At 59.5% G+C, this 19,439-nt stretch carries 24 protein-coding genes and 1 other RNA gene; 8 read left to right on the top strand and 17 right to left on the bottom strand.

Annotated elements, in window-relative coordinates; all coding sequences use genetic code 11:
* Window positions 1-7: 7 nt before the first annotated feature.
* Window positions 8-1,114, top strand: a complete 1,107-nt coding sequence (locus NW840_RS05420; RefSeq protein WP_414342840.1) for a peptidylprolyl isomerase — start codon at window positions 8-10, stop codon at window positions 1,112-1,114.
* On the opposite strand, the gene NW840_RS05415 is transcribed toward NW840_RS05420, so the two are convergent.
* The 3 genes from NW840_RS05415 to NW840_RS05405 form a co-directional block, all read right to left on the bottom strand.
* Complete coding sequence (locus tag NW840_RS05415; RefSeq protein ID WP_414342869.1) at window positions 1,111-2,142, bottom strand: succinate dehydrogenase/fumarate reductase iron-sulfur subunit; 1,032 nt, start codon at window positions 2,140-2,142, stop codon at window positions 1,111-1,113. The two genes, NW840_RS05420 and NW840_RS05415, sit on opposite strands and share 4 nt — an antisense overlap.
* Before the next feature lie 86 nt (window positions 2,143-2,228).
* Entirely contained in the window at window positions 2,229-2,996 is a 768-nt protein-coding gene (locus NW840_RS05410) for an MlaE family lipid ABC transporter permease subunit (protein ID WP_414342839.1), read from the bottom strand.
* A 10-nt stretch (window positions 2,997-3,006) separates the two neighbouring features.
* Complete coding sequence (locus NW840_RS05405; protein WP_414342837.1) at window positions 3,007-3,669, bottom strand: GerMN domain-containing protein; 663 nt, start codon at window positions 3,667-3,669, stop codon at window positions 3,007-3,009.
* A gap of 190 nt (window positions 3,670-3,859) precedes the next feature.
* Between NW840_RS05405 and atpD the strand changes: the two genes are divergently transcribed.
* A complete protein-coding gene (gene atpD / locus NW840_RS05400; protein ID WP_011434062.1) occupies window positions 3,860-5,293 on the top strand; it encodes a F0F1 ATP synthase subunit beta in 1,434 nt (477 codons plus the stop codon).
* Between the two features lie 160 nt (window positions 5,294-5,453).
* On the opposite strand, the gene rppA is transcribed toward atpD, so the two are convergent.
* Both rppA and rsmI read right to left on the bottom strand, forming a co-directional pair.
* On the bottom strand, window positions 5,454-6,155 hold the full coding sequence (gene rppA, locus NW840_RS05395) for a two-component system response regulator RppA (RefSeq protein WP_414342836.1): 702 nt from the start codon (window positions 6,153-6,155) through the stop codon (window positions 5,454-5,456).
* A gap of 28 nt (window positions 6,156-6,183) precedes the next feature.
* Window positions 6,184-7,173 carry a 16S rRNA (cytidine(1402)-2'-O)-methyltransferase gene (gene rsmI, locus NW840_RS05390; RefSeq protein WP_414342835.1) on the bottom strand — a complete coding sequence of 330 codons (990 nt, stop codon included), beginning with the start codon at window positions 7,171-7,173 and terminating at the stop codon, window positions 6,184-6,186.
* A gap of 206 nt (window positions 7,174-7,379) precedes the next feature.
* Here rsmI and NW840_RS05385 point away from each other — a divergent pair, with 206 nt between their 5' ends.
* The 3 genes from NW840_RS05385 to NW840_RS05375 all read left to right on the top strand — a co-directional run bounded on the left by NW840_RS05385 (window position 7,380) and on the right by NW840_RS05375 (window position 9,372).
* Window positions 7,380-7,835, top strand: coding sequence for an Rrf2 family transcriptional regulator (locus tag NW840_RS05385; protein WP_414331465.1), 456 nt, complete (start codon window positions 7,380-7,382; stop codon window positions 7,833-7,835).
* Window positions 7,836-7,848: 13 nt separating this feature from the next.
* A complete protein-coding gene (cbiB, locus tag NW840_RS05380) occupies window positions 7,849-8,853 on the top strand; it encodes an adenosylcobinamide-phosphate synthase CbiB (RefSeq protein WP_414342833.1) in 1,005 nt (334 codons plus the stop codon).
* 324 nt (window positions 8,854-9,177) lie between these two features.
* Window positions 9,178-9,372, top strand: a complete 195-nt coding sequence (locus tag NW840_RS05375) for an IS630 transposase-related protein (protein WP_071818172.1) — start codon at window positions 9,178-9,180, stop codon at window positions 9,370-9,372.
* 65 nt (window positions 9,373-9,437) lie between these two features.
* On the opposite strand, the gene ssrS is transcribed toward NW840_RS05375, so the two are convergent.
* Window positions 9,438-9,625: non-coding RNA, 6S RNA (ssrS, locus tag NW840_RS05370), on the bottom strand.
* Window positions 9,626-9,711: 86 nt separating this feature from the next.
* Between ssrS and NW840_RS05365 the strand changes: the two genes are divergently transcribed.
* Window positions 9,712-10,236, top strand: a complete 525-nt coding sequence (locus NW840_RS05365; RefSeq protein ID WP_414342831.1) for a YIP1 family protein — start codon at window positions 9,712-9,714, stop codon at window positions 10,234-10,236.
* Window positions 10,237-10,522: 286 nt separating this feature from the next.
* On the opposite strand, the gene NW840_RS05360 is transcribed toward NW840_RS05365, so the two are convergent.
* The 4 genes from NW840_RS05360 to NW840_RS05345 form a co-directional block, all read right to left on the bottom strand.
* A complete protein-coding gene (locus tag NW840_RS05360) occupies window positions 10,523-10,750 on the bottom strand; it encodes an indolepyruvate ferredoxin oxidoreductase subunit alpha (RefSeq protein ID WP_011434056.1) in 228 nt (75 codons plus the stop codon).
* Between the two features lie 391 nt (window positions 10,751-11,141).
* Entirely contained in the window at window positions 11,142-11,786 is a 645-nt protein-coding gene (mreD, locus tag NW840_RS05355) for a rod shape-determining protein MreD (protein ID WP_414331966.1), read from the bottom strand.
* Entirely contained in the window at window positions 11,764-12,516 is a 753-nt protein-coding gene (gene mreC, locus NW840_RS05350; RefSeq protein ID WP_414342829.1) for a rod shape-determining protein MreC, read from the bottom strand. The genes mreD and mreC overlap by 23 nt, the downstream gene beginning before the upstream one ends.
* 59 nt (window positions 12,517-12,575) lie before the next feature.
* The gene (locus tag NW840_RS05345; protein ID WP_414342867.1) at window positions 12,576-13,604 is read right to left on the bottom strand and encodes a rod shape-determining protein; all 1,029 of its coding nucleotides are present in this window, start codon (window positions 13,602-13,604) and stop codon (window positions 12,576-12,578) included.
* 291 nt (window positions 13,605-13,895) lie between these two features.
* On the opposite strand from NW840_RS05345, the gene NW840_RS05340 reads away from it, so the two are divergent.
* Both NW840_RS05340 and NW840_RS05335 read left to right on the top strand, forming a co-directional pair.
* Entirely contained in the window at window positions 13,896-14,030 is a 135-nt protein-coding gene (locus NW840_RS05340; protein ID WP_414342828.1) for a hypothetical protein, read from the top strand.
* A gap of 31 nt (window positions 14,031-14,061) precedes the next feature.
* Window positions 14,062-14,475, top strand: a complete 414-nt coding sequence (locus NW840_RS05335) for a VOC family protein (protein WP_414342826.1) — start codon at window positions 14,062-14,064, stop codon at window positions 14,473-14,475.
* On the opposite strand, the gene NW840_RS05330 is transcribed toward NW840_RS05335, so the two are convergent.
* The 7 genes from NW840_RS05330 to NW840_RS05300 form a co-directional block, all read right to left on the bottom strand.
* The gene (locus tag NW840_RS05330) at window positions 14,472-15,065 is read right to left on the bottom strand and encodes an SAM-dependent methyltransferase (protein ID WP_414342825.1); all 594 of its coding nucleotides are present in this window, start codon (window positions 15,063-15,065) and stop codon (window positions 14,472-14,474) included. The genes NW840_RS05335 and NW840_RS05330 overlap by 4 nt on opposite strands.
* A 367-nt stretch (window positions 15,066-15,432) precedes the next feature.
* On the bottom strand, window positions 15,433-16,200 hold the full coding sequence (locus NW840_RS05325) for an RNA polymerase sigma factor SigF (protein WP_041436760.1): 768 nt from the start codon (window positions 16,198-16,200) through the stop codon (window positions 15,433-15,435).
* Window positions 16,190-16,324: a hypothetical protein gene (locus NW840_RS05320; RefSeq protein ID WP_255344540.1), complete on the bottom strand. Its 135-nt coding sequence runs from the start codon at window positions 16,322-16,324 to the stop codon at window positions 16,190-16,192. The genes NW840_RS05325 and NW840_RS05320 overlap by 11 nt, the downstream gene beginning before the upstream one ends.
* A 428-nt stretch (window positions 16,325-16,752) precedes the next feature.
* Entirely contained in the window at window positions 16,753-17,931 is a 1,179-nt protein-coding gene (locus tag NW840_RS05315) for a tetratricopeptide repeat protein (protein ID WP_414342823.1), read from the bottom strand.
* 27 nt (window positions 17,932-17,958) lie between these two features.
* Complete coding sequence (locus tag NW840_RS05310; protein ID WP_011434047.1) at window positions 17,959-18,264, bottom strand: hypothetical protein; 306 nt, start codon at window positions 18,262-18,264, stop codon at window positions 17,959-17,961.
* Window positions 18,265-18,292: 28 nt separating this feature from the next.
* Window positions 18,293-19,150, bottom strand: coding sequence for a hypothetical protein (locus NW840_RS05305; protein ID WP_414342821.1), 858 nt, complete (start codon window positions 19,148-19,150; stop codon window positions 18,293-18,295).
* 38 nt (window positions 19,151-19,188) lie between these two features.
* Window positions 19,189-19,407, bottom strand: a complete 219-nt coding sequence (locus tag NW840_RS05300; RefSeq protein ID WP_414342866.1) for a zinc ribbon domain-containing protein — start codon at window positions 19,405-19,407, stop codon at window positions 19,189-19,191.
* Between the last annotated feature and the right edge of the window lie 32 nt (window positions 19,408-19,439).

Here is a 19,439-nt window from a genome sequence, read left to right as displayed (position 1 = left end):
AGGAACCATGACGCAGCGTGCCCAAGGATTTTGGCAATGGGGATCCCTTTGCCGGATTGGCCTCTACGTAGCTGCTCTGCTCTGCGGGGTGGCGCTCTGGGGGATCCCGGCCTTGGCTCTGCCCCAAGGGGATGCCATCACGGATCCCCGTACCCTGTTGCGGCGGGCGTTGCCTATTCAGGAAACGAAGCTGCTGGAAATTGATGAGGCCATCTCCAAAATCGACACCGACCTGAAGTACAACCGCTGGTCAGCGGTGCGGGGAGATGTGCGCCAGGTGGAGCGGCTTCTGGATCGCCATGGAGATTCCCTGCTGGCCAGCTTGCCTCCGGATCGGGTGACCCCAGCCTCTGAACAGATGGCTGCGCTGCGGGAGCAGTTGCGGGTGATCGGCCAAGCCAGCGAGCGCAAATCCAAGGGTAAAGAAGAGGCCCGCGCTGCCTACGACCGTCTAGTGGACGAGTTGGGATCCCTCGAAAACAACTGGGTGGGGGCTTTCCCCTACACAGTGCCTGCTGAGTATGCCGACAAACCTCAGCTCTTGGGGCGGGCAGAGGTGGAGCTAAACACCACCGCTGGGCGCATGGTGATCACCTTAGATGGCTACAGCGCCCCCATCACTGCCGGCAACTTTGCCGACCTGGTGCAGCGGGGCTTCTACGATGGCCTGACCTTTGACCGGGTGGAGACCTTCTTCCTGGCGCAGGCCGGGGATCCCCCTGGCCCTGCCGATGGCTATGTGGATCCGGCCACGGGCAAGGTTCGCACCATCCCCATGGAGATTCGCGCCAAAGGCGAGGTGATGCCCCGCTACGGCCAGACTTTTGATCAGATGGGCCTGTGGGATGTGGAACCGGCTCTGCCCTTTTCCGCCGAAGGGACGGTGGCCATGGCCCGCTATCCCGACGATCCCAACAGCGCCTCTTCTCAGTTCTTCATCTTTATGGCTGAGCCGGATCTCACCCCGGCGGGGTTAAACCTCATGGATGGCCGCTATGCCGTGTTCGGGTACGTTACAGAGGGAACGGAGGTGCTGCGCCACATCAAAGTGGGGGATCGGATTTTGAGTGCCAGATTGATTTCCGGCCAAGACAACCTCAAACCCGGAGCCTAGAGGGGATCCCTTCCTTCCTGCCTAACTGTGTCGATAAGCCGCCGTACCGTCGCCGCCCCTGCAGAGGGCTGGAAGCGAAAGGGAAATTTGCCCCTGGCCAACAGGCGCAGCCCCAGAGGCACCAAGCTGAGCAGCCCTTTGGGATCCCGGCCCACCACCTGCAGGGCAAAGCGGCGCTCATCTATCCAACCACCGGAGCGCACCAGTTGCACCAGAGTCTTGCGGTGGCGGATGGCTATGGGCAAGGACTCCGTCCGAATAGCGCGAACAGCGTGCTGGCGGGAACGGTCGGTGGGCAGAGCAGCGGTCTTGTCTGCATGGCGGGAGAGGATCCCCTGTTTGAGTTCGGTGATTTGATCCAGAGGTGCCACGCCCATCGGGCAGACGCTGTTGCAGTTCCAGCAGCGGGTACAGCCCCAGACACCAGCCAAGCTATCCAGAGCCTGCAGGCGTTGTTCCCGTTGGCTGTCGCGGCTGTCTTGGACGAGGCGGTTGGCTCTGGCCAGAGCATGGGGGCCGACAAACTCTGGGTTCACCTCTTTGGCATTGCAATCGGAATAGCAGGCTCCGCAGAGAATACAGCCACCGGCAGCGTTGAGATGCTCCCGTTCGGCAGGCAGCTGTAAAAACTCTCGCTCCGGGATGCGTCGCCCCGCCGTGCTGACAAAGGGATCCACCCGGCTGAGATCGTTCCAGAAGGGCTGCATATCCACCACCAGATCCCGCAGAACGGGCAGGTTTCCCAGAGGGCCGATGCGAATAGGCTGCGGCTGGGGGCTGCGGGGATCCAGCTCTTCGCCCACATGTCGGCCACAAGCCAAGGCTGCCCTACCGTTGATGCGCATGGCGCAACTGCCACAGATGGTGTTGCGGCAGTTTTTGCGGAAGGCCAAGCTGCCATCCTGCTCCCACTTGATCTGGTTGAGGCAATCGAGAATGGTGGCGCCAGGGGATGTCTCCAGCCAGAAGGACTGCCAGCGGGGCGGCTCCGGCGGCAACTGTCGGAAAATCTGAAATTCTACTCGCAAAGTGCTCTGCACCGCTGAAGGGAAAGGGGATCCCATCCTAGCTCTCTCCCTATTGCTCCGCAACGCTAACGGGACAGCAGAAGTGGCTACAACGCGCGGCTGAGGGCGCTCCCCGGCCCCTGAAACAACAGCCAAGAAATAAGGAAGTTGGTGACAAACACGCCCAGCAGCGCCGTAACCACTGCATCGGTGGTGGAGCGACCCACCCCCTTGGCCCCTCCGCTGGTGGAAAGGCCCCAGTTGGAGCCGACAATGGCGATCAAAGACCCAAACACCATCGCCTTAAAACAACAGACGAGCAAATCCCAGGAGCTCAGAAGGGTTTGCGCCGAGTTGAGAAACACTGCAGGAGAGATGTTGTAGGCCGAAGCGCAGATGATCATCCCCCCCACCAGCCCCGTCAGCAGGGAGAGGATGGTGAGCACCGGCAGCATCAGCCCCGCAGCCAGCACCCGCGGGATCACCAGATAATCCACCGGATCGGTGCGCAACAACAGCAAAGCGTCGATCTGCTCCGTGACTTTCATGGTGCCCAGCTCGGCAGCAAAAGCAGATCCCACCCGTCCGGCCAAGATCACCGCCGTCACCACCGGCGTCAGCTCACGGGCAAGGGCAATCGCCAAAACTCCCCCAATTAGGGAGGAAGCGCCAAAGTTGATGAACTCCCGCGCCAACTGGATGGTGAAAACGCCGCTGATCACCACCGCCGTAATCAGAACAATCAGCAGCGACTCCAGCCCTACCGCCGAAAGCTGATCCAGGGTGTTGCGGCGATGGATACGACCCCGCATCAGATGCAAAATCACCTGACCGGTCAGGAGAAAACTGCTGCCCACCCGCTGCAACCAGCTCATGGTTTCTGTCTCAAGAAGCCGTTATCGCTAGGCGACGCTTTGGCGACCCCGTTAGGGGGGCGGAGTCCTTCGGGGTTGCCGGCTCCGCTGGCAGCTGAAAGCTGGGCACAAACGAGGCCCGTGTCAGGGGTTGATCCAGGATCAGCCCCTCTCCCCCCAGCACTTCTAGGGCACGGCCTTCCACCGAGATCCAAACCCGGGCGCCGGGGTTTTGGCTGGTGGCGGTGTAGAGCACCTGCGTGACCCGGCTCATCATTGCCGTGGCTCCCCCCCCCTGGGTAAACTCTGGGGAAAAATTGAGAAAAATATCGTCACCTTCCACCCGCACATCCAACACCCGCGTCTGGGGTGGAATGGCGCTGGTAAGGTGGGGATCCCGGGGGCCGGCAATCAGCTCCTCCAAGGCCAGGCGGATGGCTTCTTGAGTGTCAAAGGCGCGAACCCTGCGCTCCTGCTGCACGTAGTCAATAGAGTTGTCAGCACTGGTCAGCCAATACAGGGAAAGGGTTTGCCGGGGCCCGATGCTGTACCACCAAGCTCCCCCCATCACCCCTAACCCCAGCAAGAAGCCAAGGATCCCCAGTTGTAGGGCCCGGCCCCGACGCGGGCGGGAACGCCGTCCTCCCAACCTGACGGAGCTGAGCTGTGCGGTACGGCCTCCGTAGTGGCTCATCGCTGGCGATCCCCTTCTCTAACCTAGCTCTAGGGTAGCGAAGAAAAGCCCACTCTGCCGGGGATCCCCCATAGGCTGGACAGGCAAAAGTGCGGCAGCAACTGGGATCCCTTTATTTGTATGATGATAATGATTTACACCCGGCATTGCTGAGTCGATAACTGAGCACACAAGGAGCTGAGCCTCAATCATGGTTACTGCCACCGCTACTGCCACCAATGTTGGCTACATCACTCAGGTCATTGGGCCTGTGATCGACGCCGAGTTTCCCAGCGGCAAGCTGCCCGAAATCTACAATGCCCTCAAGGTGGAGGGCACAACCGAAAGCGGCCTGAAGGTTAACGTCACCTTTGAGGTGCAGCAGCTTTTGGGGGATAACCGCGTGCGTGCGGTGGCCATGTCCTCGACCGACGGCCTGGTGCGGGGCATGCCGGTGGTGGATACGGGCGCTCCGATTACTGTGCCGGTCGGGCAGCCCACCCTGGGGCGCATTTTCAATGTGCTGGGAGAGCCGGTTGACCAAGGAGAGCCCGTTCAAGCCCAAGAATTTGCCCCCATCCACCGCAGTGCGCCTCCACTTGTCGATTTGACGATTAAGCCAGAGCCCTTTGAAACCGGCATCAAGGTGATTGACCTGCTGGCCCCCTTCAAAAAGGGGGGCAAGGTGGGCCTGTTTGGCGGTGCCGGCGTCGGCAAGACGGTGCTCATCCAGGAGCTGATCCACAACATCGCTGAGGAGCACTCTGGCCTATCGGTGTTTGCGGGCGTGGGAGAGCGCACCCGCGAGGGCAATGACCTCTACAACGAGATGAAAGAATCCGGTGTGCTGGACAAAGTGGCGCTGGTCTATGGCCAGATGAACGAGCCACCGGGTGCCCGCATGCGGGTTGGCCTGACTGCCCTGACCATGGCAGAGTACTTCCGCGACGTTAACAAGCAGGACGTGCTGCTGTTCATCGACAATATCTTCCGCTTTGTGCAGGCCGGGTCGGAAGTGTCGGCGCTGTTGGGCCGCATGCCCTCGGCGGTGGGTTACCAGCCCACCTTGGCTACCGAAATGGGCAACCTGCAAGAGCGCATCACCTCTACCAAGCAGGGATCCATCACCTCGGTGCAGGCGGTGTATGTGCCTGCTGACGACTTGACGGATCCGGCCCCAGCAACCACCTTTGCCCACCTTGACTCGACGGTGGTATTGTCCCGCAGCTTGGCAGCCAAGGGTATCTATCCGGCGGTGGATCCCCTGGATTCCTCTTCCACCATCCTGCAGGCGGACATTGTGGGCGAAGAGCACTACAACACCGCCCGGGCAGTGAAGCAAACGCTGCAGCGCTACAAAGAGCTGCAAGATATCATCGCCATCCTGGGGCTGGACGAGCTGTCGGAAGAGGACAAGCTGGTGGTGGCCCGCGCCCGCCGCATCGAGCGTTTCCTGTCCCAGCCGTTCTTCGTGGCGGAGGTATTCACTGGCTCCCCCGGCAAGTATGTGAAATTGGCAGACACCATCAAGGGCTTCCAGCGCATTTTGTCGGGGGAATTGGACAATCTGCCGGAGCAAGCCTTCTACTTGGTGGGCACCATCGAAGAGGCCATCGAGAAAGCGGAGAAGCTCAAGTCCAAGTGAGCCCCAAGCGCTCCTGCCCCTCTCCTCTTGGGAGAGGGGAGCTGTGAATCCCAGCAAGCTGTTGGGAAGGGCCCCGTTGGATCGCTTGCTTGGGGTTTGCTGCTGTTCGGGACAGCTACAGCTTGCGGGACTGTAGGATGGGCCTTTTCTGGGCCTCTTCCTAGGGATTCTCGGCGACAGGCCCGAAGCGATAGCCCTTGCCGTAGACGGCGTGGATCAATTCTGCTGCCCCGGGCAACCTGAGGCGGCGCCGCAGCAGGCGCACCTGGGCTGCCAAGACGTTGCTGCTGGGGGGATCCTCTCCGGCCCACACCTGCTCGTAGATCTGGTCGTGGGTGAGCAACTGGCCGGGGTGGGTCATGAAGTACTCCAGCAGGCGAAACTCTTTTTGGGAGAGGTGGATCATCCGCCCCTGCCGGTAGGCCACCTGGTTCTCCCGATCCAGCTCCAAATCCCCTATCTGTAGGCGAGGGATCCCTTCTCCAGTACCTGTGGTTCGCCGCAAGAGGGCCCGCACCCGCGCCAGCAGTTCCCGCAGCTCAAACGGCTTTACCAAGTAATCATCTGCCCCGGCATCCAGCCCTTCCACCCGGTCGTCTAGGGTATCTCTGGCCGTCAGAAACAGGATGGGGGTGGTGCAATCCACCTGCCGTACCCGCTGGCAGAGGGAAAGCCCAGAGAGCTCCGGCAACATCCAATCCAAGACCAGCAGATCGTAGGGCAGAGCGGGGGACTTTTGCAGCAGCTCCCAGGCCCGCCCTCCTGTGTAGGCGACGTCCACCGTGTAGCCCTCTCGCCTCAATTGCTGGGCCAGAGAATCGGCCAACTCCACTTCATCGTCCACCAACAAAATCCGTGCCATAGGACTCCGTCCCGCTAACGCGAACGCCTCAGGACTCAGTCTCGCCGTCGTCTTGGAAACAATGTGGAGCGCTGACGTACTCAGAAAAGGACTCCGTCCCGCCAGAACTGGAGAGCGGCTCAAGCTGCAAGGATAGATCGTAAAGGCGGCGCCGCGTCCAGATGGGGGATCCCTGTAAACGCTGGGCCAACCGGCGGCTGGCTGCAGACCGGGACAGGCCTTCGGCCAGCAATCGGGCCATTTCTTGACGAATTTCCGCTTCCGATTCACTGTCTCCCCGCCCATTCAAGGACTCCGTCCCGCCTCTGGCAGGGTTAGGGCTGGGAACGGCACCCACATATCCCTCAAGCAAGAGGGTGAACTCCCCTCGGGGCGGCTGAGCAGCGCAGTGCTCCAAGGCTGCTGCCAGGGATCCCCGCCAGAAGGACTCATACAGCTTGGTCAGCTCCCGCGCCAGCACGATCTGCCGCTCCGGGCCGCAGTGATCCAGCAGATCCTGCAGAGTTTGGCGCAGGCGATGGGGGGCTTCATAGAGAACGACGGTGCGCTCTTCTTGGGCCAACTGTTGCAGGCGGGCCTGTCGCTGACTGGGTTTAAGCGGCAAAAATCCCTCGAACACGAATCGTCCTGTAGGCAGGCCCGAAGCGGTCAAGGCGGCAACAGCAGCTACCGGCCCCGGCACAGGGATCACCGGGATCCCGGCCTGAATGCAGGCGCGCACCAACTCTTCTCCCGGATCGGAGATGGCAGGAGTGCCGGCATCGCTGATCAGGGCCACCGACTGGCCCGCCGACAGATACTTCAGGAGTTGCGGGATCCGTTGGGCAGCGTTGTGCTCGTGATAGCTGATGAGGCGGGCGGAGATTTGAAAATGTTTAAGAAGCTGGCCGGAGTGGCGAGTATCTTCTGCCGCCACCCAGTCCACTTCCCGCAAAACCCGCAGCGCCCGCAGGGTGATGTCTTCGCGGTTGCCGATGGGGGTGGCCACCAAGTAAAGGCTGGCGGTGGGGTGTTCCATCCCGAGCTCCAAGGCTGAGCTGCCGATAACCAGACAATAGCCAATTAGAGCAATTAGAGATCGCCTCGGATCCCCAGATTAACCTCTCTTGGCCGGTGCCCCGATACCCAAGCATCTGCCTTTCGCGGTAGCGGGACGGAGTCCTTTCGCGGTAGCGGGACGGAGTCCTATGGCAGGATCGAGAAGTGCTGCGGAGAGGGATCCCGGTGCGCTTGACAACGCGGGCCACCTATAGCATCAAAGCTTTGTTGGATCTGGCGATGCTCGGCTCCGGGCAAATGGCTTCGGTGCGGGCCATTGCTCAGCGACAGGGGATCCCAGCTCCCTACCTGGAAAAGTTGCTGATTGAGTTGCGCCAGGCCGGCTTGGTTTGTTCCCAACGGGGGGCCCAGGGAGGCTACCGGTTGGCACGGGCGCCGCGGCGGATCCCGATCAGCGCCATTTTGGCGGCAGTGGGAGAATCCCTGCATCCTCTTGTGGAGAGTTCTGACGCCACAGCCGTGTATTCGGCGGAGCGGCTGGACTGGGTGACGGAAGCCCTGTGGAAGCGGATCGCTCGGCAAGTGCAGCAGGTGCTGGAGGAAACCACCTTGGAAGATCTGTATTTTGATGTTCGGAGCTGGCAGGCGGCTCAGGATCAGGAGAGTGGATTTGTGGTTTGAGCCTGCTGGCGGGATGGAGTCATCGCTGTTTTTCCCGGCCCAACCAACTGCCGGGCTGGTGCTGGCGGCAGCTTTGGTATTGGATTACCTGCTGGCAGATCCCTGGGGTTGGCCTCATCCGGTGCGGGTGATGGGGGCTGTTATTGCCTGGGGGCAAGGCTATATCCTCAAGCACTGCTCAACTCCGCGAGCACAACAGTGGGGCGGGGCAGTTCTCACCCTAACTTTGGTGGGGGGATCCTACGGCATAGGCTGGGGGCTGGTCGCCATCGGCAATGCCATCCATCCCTGGGCAGGGATCCTCATGCAGGTAACCCTCATGGCCAGTTGTCTGGGAGGGCGCAGCCTGCGCTTTGCTGCGTTGGAGGTGTTGGATCCCTTGGAAAAAGGGGATCTGCCGGAGGCCCGTCAACGTCTCAGCCGCTACGTGGGGCGGGATACAGAGCACCTGACGGCATCGGAGATTTTGCGGGCGCTGATTGAGACGGTGGCCGAAAATACCCCCGACGGAGCGACTGCCCCTCTGTTCTACGCCTTCTTGGGAGGGGCACCCTTGGCCTTGGCCTACAAGGCCAGCAGCACTCTGGATTCGATGGTAGGCTACCGCCATCCCCCCTTCACCCATTTGGGCACGGTGCCGGCCCGCTGTGAGGATGGGCTGACTTGGCTGCCCTGCCGCCTGACGGTGCTCACCCTGGCCCTGCTCAGCCGGGATCCCTGGGGGTTTTGGCAGCGGTGTCGTCAGGATGCGCAGGCGGATCCCAGCCCCAATTCCGGGTGGAGCGAGGCGGCTTTTGCCTGGCGGCTGCAGATCCAATTGGGGGGAACCAATTTCTATCAGGGGATCCCGAAGGTGAAACCCAAATTGGGGATCCCAGCTCGCCCCTTGACCCCGCAAGTGGTGCGGGAAAGCTTGGGACTGCTGCGACAGGTTGTATGGATTTGGGGGAGTTTGATGGTGGGAGCAACTCTCCTGTTGACCGTTCTGCAACTCATGGTCGTTTATTTCACCCCCTAGGATGAACTAAACAACCGGTTGCTTCCTGCTTCTACGACCCTTACCTAGCTGAGCTTTTGACTCAACCCCGGCAGAGGAATCTCCACAGGCGCAACTTCCCCCAGAACTTGAGGTAGAGTTAGCAAAGCTAACTAGATCGGCGGCAACAAAAACCGTAGCTGCTGTCAACCTGCCGTGAACCTAGAACCGCTGAAATAAACGATGATAAAAACAGCAGCTGCTACAGATATCAAGCACAGGGCGGTGGGGCATCCCGTCCTTTTCGCGTCAGCGGGACGGAGTCCTTGAAGCTCGCACTCTCTCGCTTTAGCGGCGCGGAGCGCTTTGCGTCAGCATGAGTGCGGGAGTTATGTCACTTGTGCAACCGTTTATCGCTGGCTGAGCCGAGCAGACCTCACGACAACAAAAGTCAAGACCCGCAAGCGAAAGACAGACTTGGCTGCCCTGCAGCAAGACGTAGACCAGTGCCCAGAAGCTCGACTAAAGGATGGAGCCCAGCGCCAGAGCAATACCCATTAACTGCAGCATTGACAATATCCGACAATATCCAAACAACAAAAAGGCCCCCCTTCGAGGGCTTTTTTGAGGATACTGTTGCGCCGTTTTACCGTGGTTTTCGACCTGGAAAATCCAGTGTAGGATACCGGGGATGATTGTTGATAGTTTCCAAATCTAAGTTTGGCTTACTGCTCTCACATCCACTTCCCATCCTAATTGTCGAAGGGTATAGATCGCAAAAACATAACGGCAGTCACCAACGCCGCAGAATCCTCTCCCAATCATACCCCATTTTTGGGGTGTGCCCGTCAAGTGCTCACCAAGGGCTAGGATAAAAGACAGCTTGACGGGTTGCTGGCCATGCTTGGTTCCTGGTTAGACAACATCTACGGCGCTTGGTTTCTGCCGGAGCGCACCTTTCGGGCGTTGCGGGAACAGCCTGTTCTCTGGCAAGCCTTTGGGGTGGTGGGGCTGCTCAACGTCCTGGATGCGATTCGCCGCTCTGGGGTAAGCCTGCCGAGCATGGTGCTGGCGGTGCTGATGGGATCCCTGGGCTGGGTGGGTTTGGCGGCTTTGTTGCAATTGCTGGCCTTTTGTTTGGGTCGGGCTGTCCCTTCCTTTTCAGCGCTGCTGTGCTTGACGGGGTTTGCCGGTTTGCCGTGGCTGCTGCTGGGGCCTGCTCAATCGCTGGGTGGGGTGGTGGGATCCCTGCTGGGCTTGTCAGCTCTGCTGTGGTTTGTGGTTTGGCAGGTGCGGGCGGTAGCTGTAGCGCTGGATTTGGAGTGGTGGCGGCTGCTGGGCCTGATCCCATTGGCTTTCCTAGGGGGGATCCTGTCCCTGAGCTGGCTGACCAGCAGCGTCGTTGCTTTGGCTTCCTTGGGCTAAAGCTTATAGTTGTTTCAGGTTAAGGTGAAACGCCTAGGCTACTGATCGCGCCAGCGGGACGGAGTCCTTGAAAAGCCTTCCGGTTCTGCGTATTGTTGCTCCGCAACGCTATTGCTATGCCTACGGCACCCTGACGGGAACCGCAACGCTATTGCTCCGCAACGCTGACACGACGACGCGAAGACGCGACTAACGTTCTAGGTGTGGGTGCAGCGTCCTGGTTGGAATTGAAATGATTGTAATTCTCGTTGAATCCCAGCGTGTGGCCAGGGATGCTTCCCTGGAATTAGCGGGGCACTCGCTGCAGATGCGGCTTTTCCTCCGGCAGAATAGCGCCTTCTACGGGGCAAACCTGTAAACAGATGCCACAGTCGATGCAGGTGGAAAACTCAATCCAAAAGTAGTCGGTGCCTTTGGCATTTTTGGTATCGCCGGGGTGGATGCAGGCAACAGGGCAAGCCTCTACACAGTCGGCCACACCTTCACAGATATCGGTGACAATTGTATGCGGCATGGATCCCTCCCAATGATTGCTCTAAGTCAAATTCTAAGTGCAGTTGCCACAAGGTCAGCCTTGACGTCGCCTGCGCTTCCTATGCTTTTGACTTTTTGATTGAGATGCGCGACATTAGCCCAAAGCTGTCTGAAAAAGATGGGGCTTATATCCCAGTCCTGGGGTTCATTTTAGGCCAAAATTGCTCCCCCCCCCCGACGAGAAGTTTTCCAGATCGTCGCTTTTTCTGAACAGCGCAGCGCCAATGCAAAAGAAGTAGAATGCCGGAGCGAGCCGGCAAATGGGCTCCCACCGCCTCGAGAGTTCTTTCTTGCCAAAAATGCCAAGGGACATACTCTGCTGTGACCTGGGTTTTAACCAAAAGATAGGATGATTTGGCATAAAACAGGGGCTAAATCTCTCTGGGATCCCGCTCTTGAGACTGCCACCAACGGCTGAGGGGCCAGTACAAAGCGGGTGCCCAGAGGCTACTTAAAATAGCAGACGTGAGGGCATTGCGTTGATGGTTCCACCAGATGCTCTCCAGAGAACGGGGGCCATCGCCACCAATGTTGCCGAAAAACCGAAGGGAGTTCTCCAATCCATCCAGCAAGGTTTGCGTTCCTGCTGGATCCAGGTCATCGGATCCCTGCGAGGCCACGAGCCACATCCATTGCAGTGCCATCAAGGTTTCGGCGATCACCACCATACCAAAAACGATCAAGGCCACCGAGATAAAGTCTTCTTGCATGTAGCGTTGTTTTTGCAACTTGGCGGTGAGGATCCCAACTACAGCCAGCCCCAGCGCATGGGTAGGACAAGGGCTGGTCAGCGCATCTTGCAGAAAACCCAGGGTGACCCCGGCAACAGCCCCCTGCCAAGCTTTGCGCCGCACACTCCAGCACACCACCCAGATCAAGGGCCAATCTGGGGTTAAGCCTGCTAGCTCCAAGCCCGGCCCTCGCCACCAAGGGGCCACTGCTGCCAGCAATCCCGACAGGACAGTCACCAGCCAGTTAAGGTGAGACTTAAGCTTAGGAATCAGAGGGTTGAGCATAGCGGTAGATCAAAGCCCATTCCAAGAGACCCAGCGGCGCCGACAGTTCGACAGTGGCTTGAGGGGCAGGGCTGGCATCCAAGTTGACCGCTCGAACCGTTCCCACCACAACCCCGGCTGGGTAAAAGCTGCTCAGGCCTGAGGTCACCACCACATCCCCCACCTCTACTTTGGGGGCCTTGTCGAAAAAATCCAAAATGGCACTCTGGGTGCCCGTACCCCTCAGGATGCCCATGTGTCGGCTGCGACTCAGCATTACCCCAACACGGCTGGTGGGATCGCTGATCAGGAGCACTCGGCTGGTGTTGGGCGTGACCGACTCGACTCGCCCGATCAACCCTCCCGGCGCCATGACTACATCTCCCACCCTGACTCCATGCCGGCTGCCGCGGCTGAGGGTGAGCTGTTGCCACCAGTGATCGGCGCTGCGACCCACCACTGCTGCTGGGATCCCCGCTTGGGGCATTTGCTCGGTAAATTGCAGCAGCCGCTTCAGCTCGCGGTTTTGGTACTGCAACTCGGCTACCAGGGCTTGCAGCTCACGGTTAGCGGCCTGGCTAAGCACCGCGGCGGGATCCACAGGTGGACGGGCCGGGGCGGTGATCCAACTGTACAATTCCACCAACAGGGATCCCTGGGTTTGGCGCAAGCCCAGCGCTGCCCCCATCGCCAAAGCAGACAGGAGCAACCCCAGGCTATGGCGCCTCCACCATTGGCGTAGCCGATTCAAGCAATACCTCTCCGACCCACTCGACTCACACCTTAGATCAGGGATGGGAAGAAACTCCTCTAGCCCTTGAAGCTGCCGCTCAACACTCGACCTAGGGTTTTGAAATCCTCCAAAACTCGCCCTGTACCGAGCACCACACAACTGAGGGGATCCGGGGCAATGTGAACCAAGATCCCGGTTTCATGGCTGATCAGGGCATCTAGACCCTTGAGCAAGGCTCCTCCCCCGGCCAGCATGATGCCTCGGTCGATGATGTCGGCAGCCAATTCCGGTGGAGTGCGCTCCAGGGTGCGCTTAATGGCTTCCACAATCACCGAGAGGGGCTCGGCCATGCTCTCGCGAATTTCGGTGCTCTTCACCGTGACGGTACGGGGTAAACCCGAGAGCAGGTGTAACCCGCGCACTTCCATGGTCAGTTCCTCTTGAATTGGGTAGGCGGAGCCAATCCGAATCTTGATCTCTTCAGCGGTGCGCTCCCCGATGGTGAGGTTGTGAACCTTTTTCATGTACTGGACGATGGCCTCGCTCAGCTCATCTCCCGCTACCCGCACGGACTCGCTCAGCACGATCCCCTGCAAACTGAGGACGGCTACCTCAGTGGTGCCGCCGCCAATGTCGATGATCATGTTCCCAGTGGGCTCTTGCACCGGCAGCCCGGCCCCGATTGCTGCTGCCACCGGCTCATCCACCAAATACACCTCCCGCGACCCAGCTTGGAGAGCGGCTTCCATCACCGCCCGTCGCTCCACCCCGGTCACACCGCTGGGGATCCCAATCACAATGCGGGGAGCAATCAGGTACCGGCCCTCGTGTACGCGGTGGATGAAGTGTTTTAGCATCATCTCCGCCGTGTCGAAATCGGCAATCACCCCATCTCGCAGAGGACGCACCGCTACAATGTTGCCGGGGGTACGGCCCAACATTTTTTTGGCATCTTCCCCCACAGCCAGGGGTTGCTTGGTGTTTTGGTCGATGGCGACCACAGAGGGCTCTTGCAGGACAATGCCTCGCCCGGCCACGTAGACCAGAGTGTTGGCAGTGCCCAAATCAATGCCCATATCACGGGAAAATCGGCTGAAGAACCCCACGGTAAGTCGCTCCAGTCTTGACTTGGGAAGAAGCAGCAAGCTTTGGTACCTACTATAGTCTAGTTCTGCTAGAGAATCTCCCCCGAAGATCGGGAATCTGCTCCAGAGAAACCGGCTATGGCTGTATCCCAGCCAGCTGTGGAAGATCGAATTCGCCGCTAAGGTGCAATCCTGTTGTGATTCGGGATCCCTCGTGCCTAAGGTTGCCATTGCTCCAGCCGGCTATCCGGCCATCGCCCCCTATTCTCCCGGCGTGAAGGTGGGCAAAATACCCTCTACATCTCGGGCACATTGGCCCTGGATCCGGAGGGCAAGACGGTGGGATCCGACATCGCCACCCAGACTCGCGTGGTGTTGGAGCTGAGTGACATCCTCCCGACGCTCACCCTGCGGGTACAGCGCGGGGCTTCTCGGCAGTTTAGCTAAGATAGACCAACCCGGTCTTTTGGCGGTTGCGATGCAGCTCTCTGGTGCCTTGGTTAGCGTGGCTACCCTGGACTTGCCTCGTCTACAACGCTTCTATCGGGATCTCTTGGGGATCTCTCCCCAAGTCCAGCTTCCAACAGAGGGGGATCCGGTGTACGTAGAGTTTCGTCTGCCAGGGTTGCGGCTGGGCCTCTATCGCAGCCGTCATCTCGATGGTGGTGCCCAAGCCGCAGCGGTGAGCCTCTGCCTGCAGGTGCAAGATTTACAGGGATCCCTGACAACACTGGAAGGGTTGGCGGGAGCTTATCAGCTCTCCATTTCCCCCCTGCGGCAAGCCTTTCATGGACAGGAGGTGGATTTTCGGGATCCCGATGGCAACCGGATTGTGCTGCACCAGCCCTCTGCTGCTTTTGAGGAAGCGACGGCCTGGGATCCCCAGGGTTAGATCCGCCAAAGGTAGATGGTGTAGGTGTTGATGACATCCGATACGGTGGTGGTGGCGGTGGGGGGCCAATCCCCCATGTCGAAGGAGTGGGTGACCAGACGAGCGCCGGGCCGAAGCTGGGAGCGCAGCTTGTCTCGGATCAGCAGGTGGGAGCGGGGCAGCAAATAGCAGCTCACCACCGTCGCCGGGGTTAAGTCCAGAGTGAGCAGATCCTGCTGGAGAAAGGTGACTCGATCCTGAACTTGGGCTTCTTGGGCCCGCTGTTGGGCTTCCAGGATGCGCTCCGGGTCGATATCCACTCCCATGCCCTGTGTGCCAAAGCGCTGCGCCGCCCGGATGAGAATGCGGCCATCCCCACAGCCCAAGTCGTAGAGAGTATCCTCGCTCCCCACCTGGGCCAAATCCAGCATGGCATCCACAACCAAGGGCAAGGTGCGCACATAGGGGGCCAAGCTGATTCCCTCTGGACTTTGCGGGTTGGGCTGGCGTTGGAAGAAGGGATCCCTGCCCACCGAGTTCTGACCCAGCTTAGGTTTGAAACCGCGGGGCACCAAGGGTTGATTCCGAGAAGAGCGGTTTTCTCTGTTCATCAAATATTCTCATCAATTTCCCATCAGTCTATCAACCTGTCGCAGTACAGAGCCCCTGCCGTTCTACTGGGTGGAAAGTCACCGCCAATTGCGTCGGCTCAAGTACAGTCTACTAAGGGGTTATGGGATACACCTGTATGGTCATTTTCAACAGGAATGAAACATCTCCGTTCCATTGCTCTCTAACTCCCCTCTCCCTCTGGAGGGGCTGGGGGAAGCGGCGCGGAGCGTCTGGGCAGCGGCGGGAGTATCTCAATCGAGTCTGGAATGACTATGAACCTGCTTGTTCTAAACCTCACTGGGGTCAAGCCTCGGAAACACGATTTTTATACCCTTTTATATCCCTTAATTTGTAACGGGCTGTATCTCAAAAAATATCTTGATTCAACAACTTAGCCAGGCGTTCCAGCCCCTTTTTGACTTGGCGGGAAACGGTAACGGCACTGATCCCCAGCCGCTCTGCCGTTTCTTTTTGCGTGAGGTCATAGAAGAAGACAAATTCCAAAATCTTGCGGGTACGTTCCTCCAGCTGAGCCAAGGCATGTTGTAGGCGAATGCGGTCTTCTTCGGCCAGTTGAAAACTGCGGTAGCGCTGATCCGGAACGACCTCCCCCAGAGCAACACTGTCTTCCTCAGTTTGAATCGGAGCATCCAGGCTGAGCAAAAGGCTGTTTTGTTGGGCCAGCTCCAGCTCTCGCCATTCCTGCTCCGTCAGTTGCAGGGCTTCCCTCACCTCGGCCTCAGAGGGAGAACGGCCCAACTCTTGCCGCAGACGGGCAATCACCTTCTTGGCTTGTCTTTGCAGGGTCGTCCAGCGGCGTGGGATCCGCATGGTGGGGCTTTTGTCCCGCAGGTAGTGTTGAATTTCTCCGCGAATGTAGGGCAGGGCAAAGGAGCTAAAAGCCAGGCCTCGGCTGATGTCAAAGCGTTCGATAGCTTGAATCAAACCCAAACAGCCAACTTGCACCAGGTCGTCGTACCCCTCATTGCATTGGTTGCGCCAGTGGTGGGCCTCTTTGCGCACCAAGCCCAAGTTCATTTCCACCAGCCGGTTGCGCAGGGCTGGATCGCGATTCTGGTGGTACAGCCGCAACAGTTCGGCAGTTCGGGCTTTAACATCCTCACTAGATGCCATAGATCCACATGCGGCTGGGAATCCGGTCTTGGCCAAAGGCAATGGAGGGGGGGCCGCCGGTCGCCTCAGGGAGACGGAGTTCTTGGGAGAGGTCAGGCGAGGGGCCGTTATCATAGACAACCACTTTACCGATTTGCCGAAAATAACTGTAGAACAAGCACTCAAGGAACTCGAAAACCATTCAAAGGTTGAGGATCCCACCCATAACCAACACCCATCCAGTCAAGAGACGCTTTTGCCCAGCCAGACCCTGCGCAAGCAGGTGCTACAGGGCTACAGGGATGGCGTTAGAAGCACAACCGGACACTGTTGAGATTTGCCAAGAGCTGGAACGTTCTTAGTTTGACCAGGTTTCTTGACCCAAGCAACAGCATCTCCACGGAAAATCGGCGGGTTTCATCGGCAAAAGAGCGCAATTTTCCCGTAAGACCCAACGAAATTGCCGGATTTCTGTTGTTGGCGTGCTCTCGTGGTTATTGGTGATTGGGTCAGGTTGGCGGTGAAACAGCCTGTGCATTCCAGCCTCTCCTCTCCTTCTGGGAGGTGAGAACGTCAAGAGGCTGTTCGTGACAGCGGCGGGGGGTTCTTGGGGGGATCCGTGCCGGCAAGGGCTGCCAAAAAGGATGCAAAACTCGGCTCCTCGCGAATGAGGTCGAAATAGGGCTCAGAGGAGAGCAAGGGGCGGTAGCGTTCCGGCTCCAGGCGTAGGGCTTGCTCCAAAGCTTGTAGGGCCTGAGGCACTTGGCCTTCCCAGGCGTAGCAGCAGGCTTTGGCGTAGTGAGCCTCGGCATTGCTGGGATCCATCTGCAGGGCCCGATCAAAACTCTGGATGGCCAGCTCGTAGAGGTTCAAGTCCATCAGCACCAGGCCGCGCTGCACCCAGATCTGAGGGCGTTTGGGATCCTGCGCCAGGGCACGGTCATAGCTGTTGAGGGCCTCCATCGGGTTGCCGAGGCGGTGGTGGGCAAGGGCATGGCCGGCCCAGAGAGAGGCCGATTCGGAGCCCAGTTGCAGGGCTCGTTCGTAGCTGGCCAGAGCATCGACGTAGCGCTCTAGGTGAAACAGAGCCAGGCCCCGACTCTGCCAAACTTGGGCATTGACGGGGTTGATGGCGAGGGCTTTCTCGTAGCTGATTAGGGATCCCTGCCACCGTCCCAGAGAGGCTAAGGTTAGCCCGTGCAGGTACCACGTTTCCGGGCTGTCGGGGCTGAGGGCAAGGGCCCGTTCGTAGGCACGTAGGGCTTCTTCGTAGCGGCCCAATTGCCGCAGCGTGTTGGCCTGGTTAAAGCGGGCCTCAAAAAAATCCGGTTTCAGCCGCAGAGCCCGCTCATAGCTGGCCAGAGCTTCTTGATGGCGACCGAGATCGTCCAGCAGAGAACCACGGTTGTTCCAGGCTTCGGGGAAGTCCGGCTTCAGCTCCAGGGCGCGGTCGTAGCTGGCCAGGGCAGCTTGGGCTTGCCCCAGGTGGTCGAGGGTGGTGGCGCGGTTGTACCAGGCAATGGGATCCTGCGGCTGATCTCCCACCGCCTGCTCGAAGGGCTGTAGTTGAGCCGCCTGTTCCGCCGAAAGGGCAGATGGGTCAACCGCCGGGGCCGGCGAAACGGTTGTCGATTCTGGGGAGGCAGCACGCTTCTGCCGCCGCAGCCACCAGGCCCAACCCCCGGCCAAAAGCAACAGGCTCGCCCCCAGCACCAGCACGCCCACGTCGGTCGGGGCAATCACAAACGGCATGACCCACTTCCTCTTTTCTGCGCGCCTCTACATCATCACCAAAAAGGGCAAGGGATCGCTGGGCCCTGCCGGCGAGATCAGCTCAATGCGCTTTTCGCCAGGGTAGGTGCTGGGATCGATCTCAAAGGTAACCGTCAGCGCCTCGGCGTTGGCCTGCACCGGTTCCTTAGAGCGTCCCAAGGGATCCCCAAAGCTGACTCGGATCCCTTTGCCCGCCGGGCTGACCCGGATCTCCGTCACCTGATCCAGATGGGATCCCTCTAGGGTACAGACGATTACATCCCCGACAAAGGCCTCCAGAGGCCAGCCCCGCCGCACCACCGGTTTGGACATGGTTGTCGCTCCCACAGGCTTCTGCATCTCAGTTTAATTTTTCATTTTCCCCTCCCTGCTCCAGCCCAAAACGGCTTTGGTGGCAGAGAGGCTCTCCCCCCTTGGGCCGGATCTCCTGCCACCCCTGTAGAGAAGAGGGAGTTGGGGAAAGGGCAACGGCAGGCGCTCGCAGCAACACCTGGCGGTCTGGGCCCACGCTCACCAAGCGGGGCATCTCTCCAAGGCTATCGGCCACCGCAAACAGCACCCGCTCTCGCGCCTGGGGATCCCAGCCCAGCAGCTGCGCATACCCCAGCGCCGGCGGCGGATCCCAGATTTGCACCGGTGGGATCCCTGTCGAGCCAGTGGGCAAAGGCCAGACCACCGCCCGATCCCAGCTCAAATCGGTCTGGAACCAGCCTTCGTACTCCCGCGCCAGCAAAGTGTTCCCCTGCCAGGCTAGAGGCAGGATCATGGCAAAATCCAATGCCTCAACGGGGTCGTATACCGACCCTGAGGCTTGATAGATAACCTGCAAGGCCCGAGTACGGGTGTTCTCGGCAAACAACACACTGGTCAACCGACCAGCCTGAGGCGTGGCCACCAAATCTAGCCGTGTGTACACCTGCCACTGGGGATCCGGCGCCGGCAAGGGATCGCTGCGCAACAGGCCAACCAATGTGCATTGCCGCTGCCGGGCTTGCTCCTGCAAGTCGTACACCCATTCCCAAGGGATGGGCAAAGTAGGGGGAGAGGAGACTCCAGGGGCAGCCGGCGCCATGTCCCTCGCCCAGGCAGCGCTCCCCTCCGCCCAGCCGATCCAAACAGCCACAAGGGCTCTCCCCAGTTGCCACAGCCAGTTTTGCCTGAGCCAGCCCCCCATCTGCCTCACCTTCCGTCGTGACATACTCCCGCACTCATGCTGATGCAAAGCGCTCCGCGCCGCTAACGCGAAAAGGACGTTTCCTGCGCTTGAGGACTACGTCCCGCTGACGCGAAAAGAACGGGATGCCCCACCGCCCTGTACTTGATGTTGATGGCCGCATGGTGGTCGCGTCCTAGTTCTAGCCCACAATGGGAACAAGAATGCCACCTGTCTTGAATCGCTTTCGGTACTCTTTGACCACACCGAGAGCAGTTTTGACTGCTGCCGTTGGGATTCACTGCAATCGCCCTCAGCCCAGCTCTTTCAGCCT

It is taken from the genome of Synechococcus sp. R5-13, assembly GCF_047462015.1.
Lineage (GTDB): Bacteria > Cyanobacteriota > Cyanobacteriia > Thermostichales > Thermostichaceae > Thermostichus.
Note: the sequence above shows the minus strand (reverse complement) of the source record. Positions and strands in the feature narration are given on the sequence as shown.

Excerpts from the sequence above, each read along its gene's own strand:
- rsmI (WP_414342835.1), bottom strand. The coding sequence starts at position 7,173 with ATGGAACACCCCACCGCCAGCCTTTACTTGGTGGCCACCCCCATCGGC.
- NW840_RS05330 (WP_414342825.1), bottom strand. The coding sequence starts at position 15,065 with ATGAACAGAGAAAACCGCTCTTCTCGGAATCAACCCTTGGTGCCCCGC.
- NW840_RS05315 (WP_414342823.1), bottom strand. The coding sequence starts at position 17,931 with ATGCCGTTTGTGATTGCCCCGACCGACGTGGGCGTGCTGGTGCTGGGG.
- rppA (WP_414342836.1), bottom strand. The coding sequence starts at position 6,155 with ATGGCACGGATTTTGTTGGTGGACGATGAAGTGGAGTTGGCCGATTCT.
- NW840_RS05365 (WP_414342831.1), top strand. The coding sequence starts at position 9,712 with ATGCTTGGTTCCTGGTTAGACAACATCTACGGCGCTTGGTTTCTGCCG.
- NW840_RS05360 (WP_011434056.1), bottom strand. The coding sequence starts at position 10,750 with ATGCCGCATACAATTGTCACCGATATCTGTGAAGGTGTGGCCGACTGT.
- mreD (WP_414331966.1), bottom strand. The coding sequence starts at position 11,786 with ATGCTCAACCCTCTGATTCCTAAGCTTAAGTCTCACCTTAACTGGCTG.
- cbiB (WP_414342833.1), top strand. The coding sequence starts at position 7,849 with ATGGAGTCATCGCTGTTTTTCCCGGCCCAACCAACTGCCGGGCTGGTG.
- NW840_RS05410 (WP_414342839.1), bottom strand. The coding sequence starts at position 2,996 with ATGAGCTGGTTGCAGCGGGTGGGCAGCAGTTTTCTCCTGACCGGTCAG.
- atpD (WP_011434062.1), top strand. The coding sequence starts at position 3,860 with ATGGTTACTGCCACCGCTACTGCCACCAATGTTGGCTACATCACTCAG.
- NW840_RS05310 (WP_011434047.1), bottom strand. The coding sequence starts at position 18,264 with ATGTCCAAACCGGTGGTGCGGCGGGGCTGGCCTCTGGAGGCCTTTGTC.
- NW840_RS05420 (WP_414342840.1), top strand. The coding sequence starts at position 8 with ATGACGCAGCGTGCCCAAGGATTTTGGCAATGGGGATCCCTTTGCCGG.
- NW840_RS05305 (WP_414342821.1), bottom strand. The coding sequence starts at position 19,150 with ATGTCACGACGGAAGGTGAGGCAGATGGGGGGCTGGCTCAGGCAAAAC.
- NW840_RS05335 (WP_414342826.1), top strand. The coding sequence starts at position 14,062 with ATGCAGCTCTCTGGTGCCTTGGTTAGCGTGGCTACCCTGGACTTGCCT.
- NW840_RS05405 (WP_414342837.1), bottom strand. The coding sequence starts at position 3,669 with ATGAGCCACTACGGAGGCCGTACCGCACAGCTCAGCTCCGTCAGGTTG.
- NW840_RS05325 (WP_041436760.1), bottom strand. The coding sequence starts at position 16,200 with ATGGCATCTAGTGAGGATGTTAAAGCCCGAACTGCCGAACTGTTGCGG.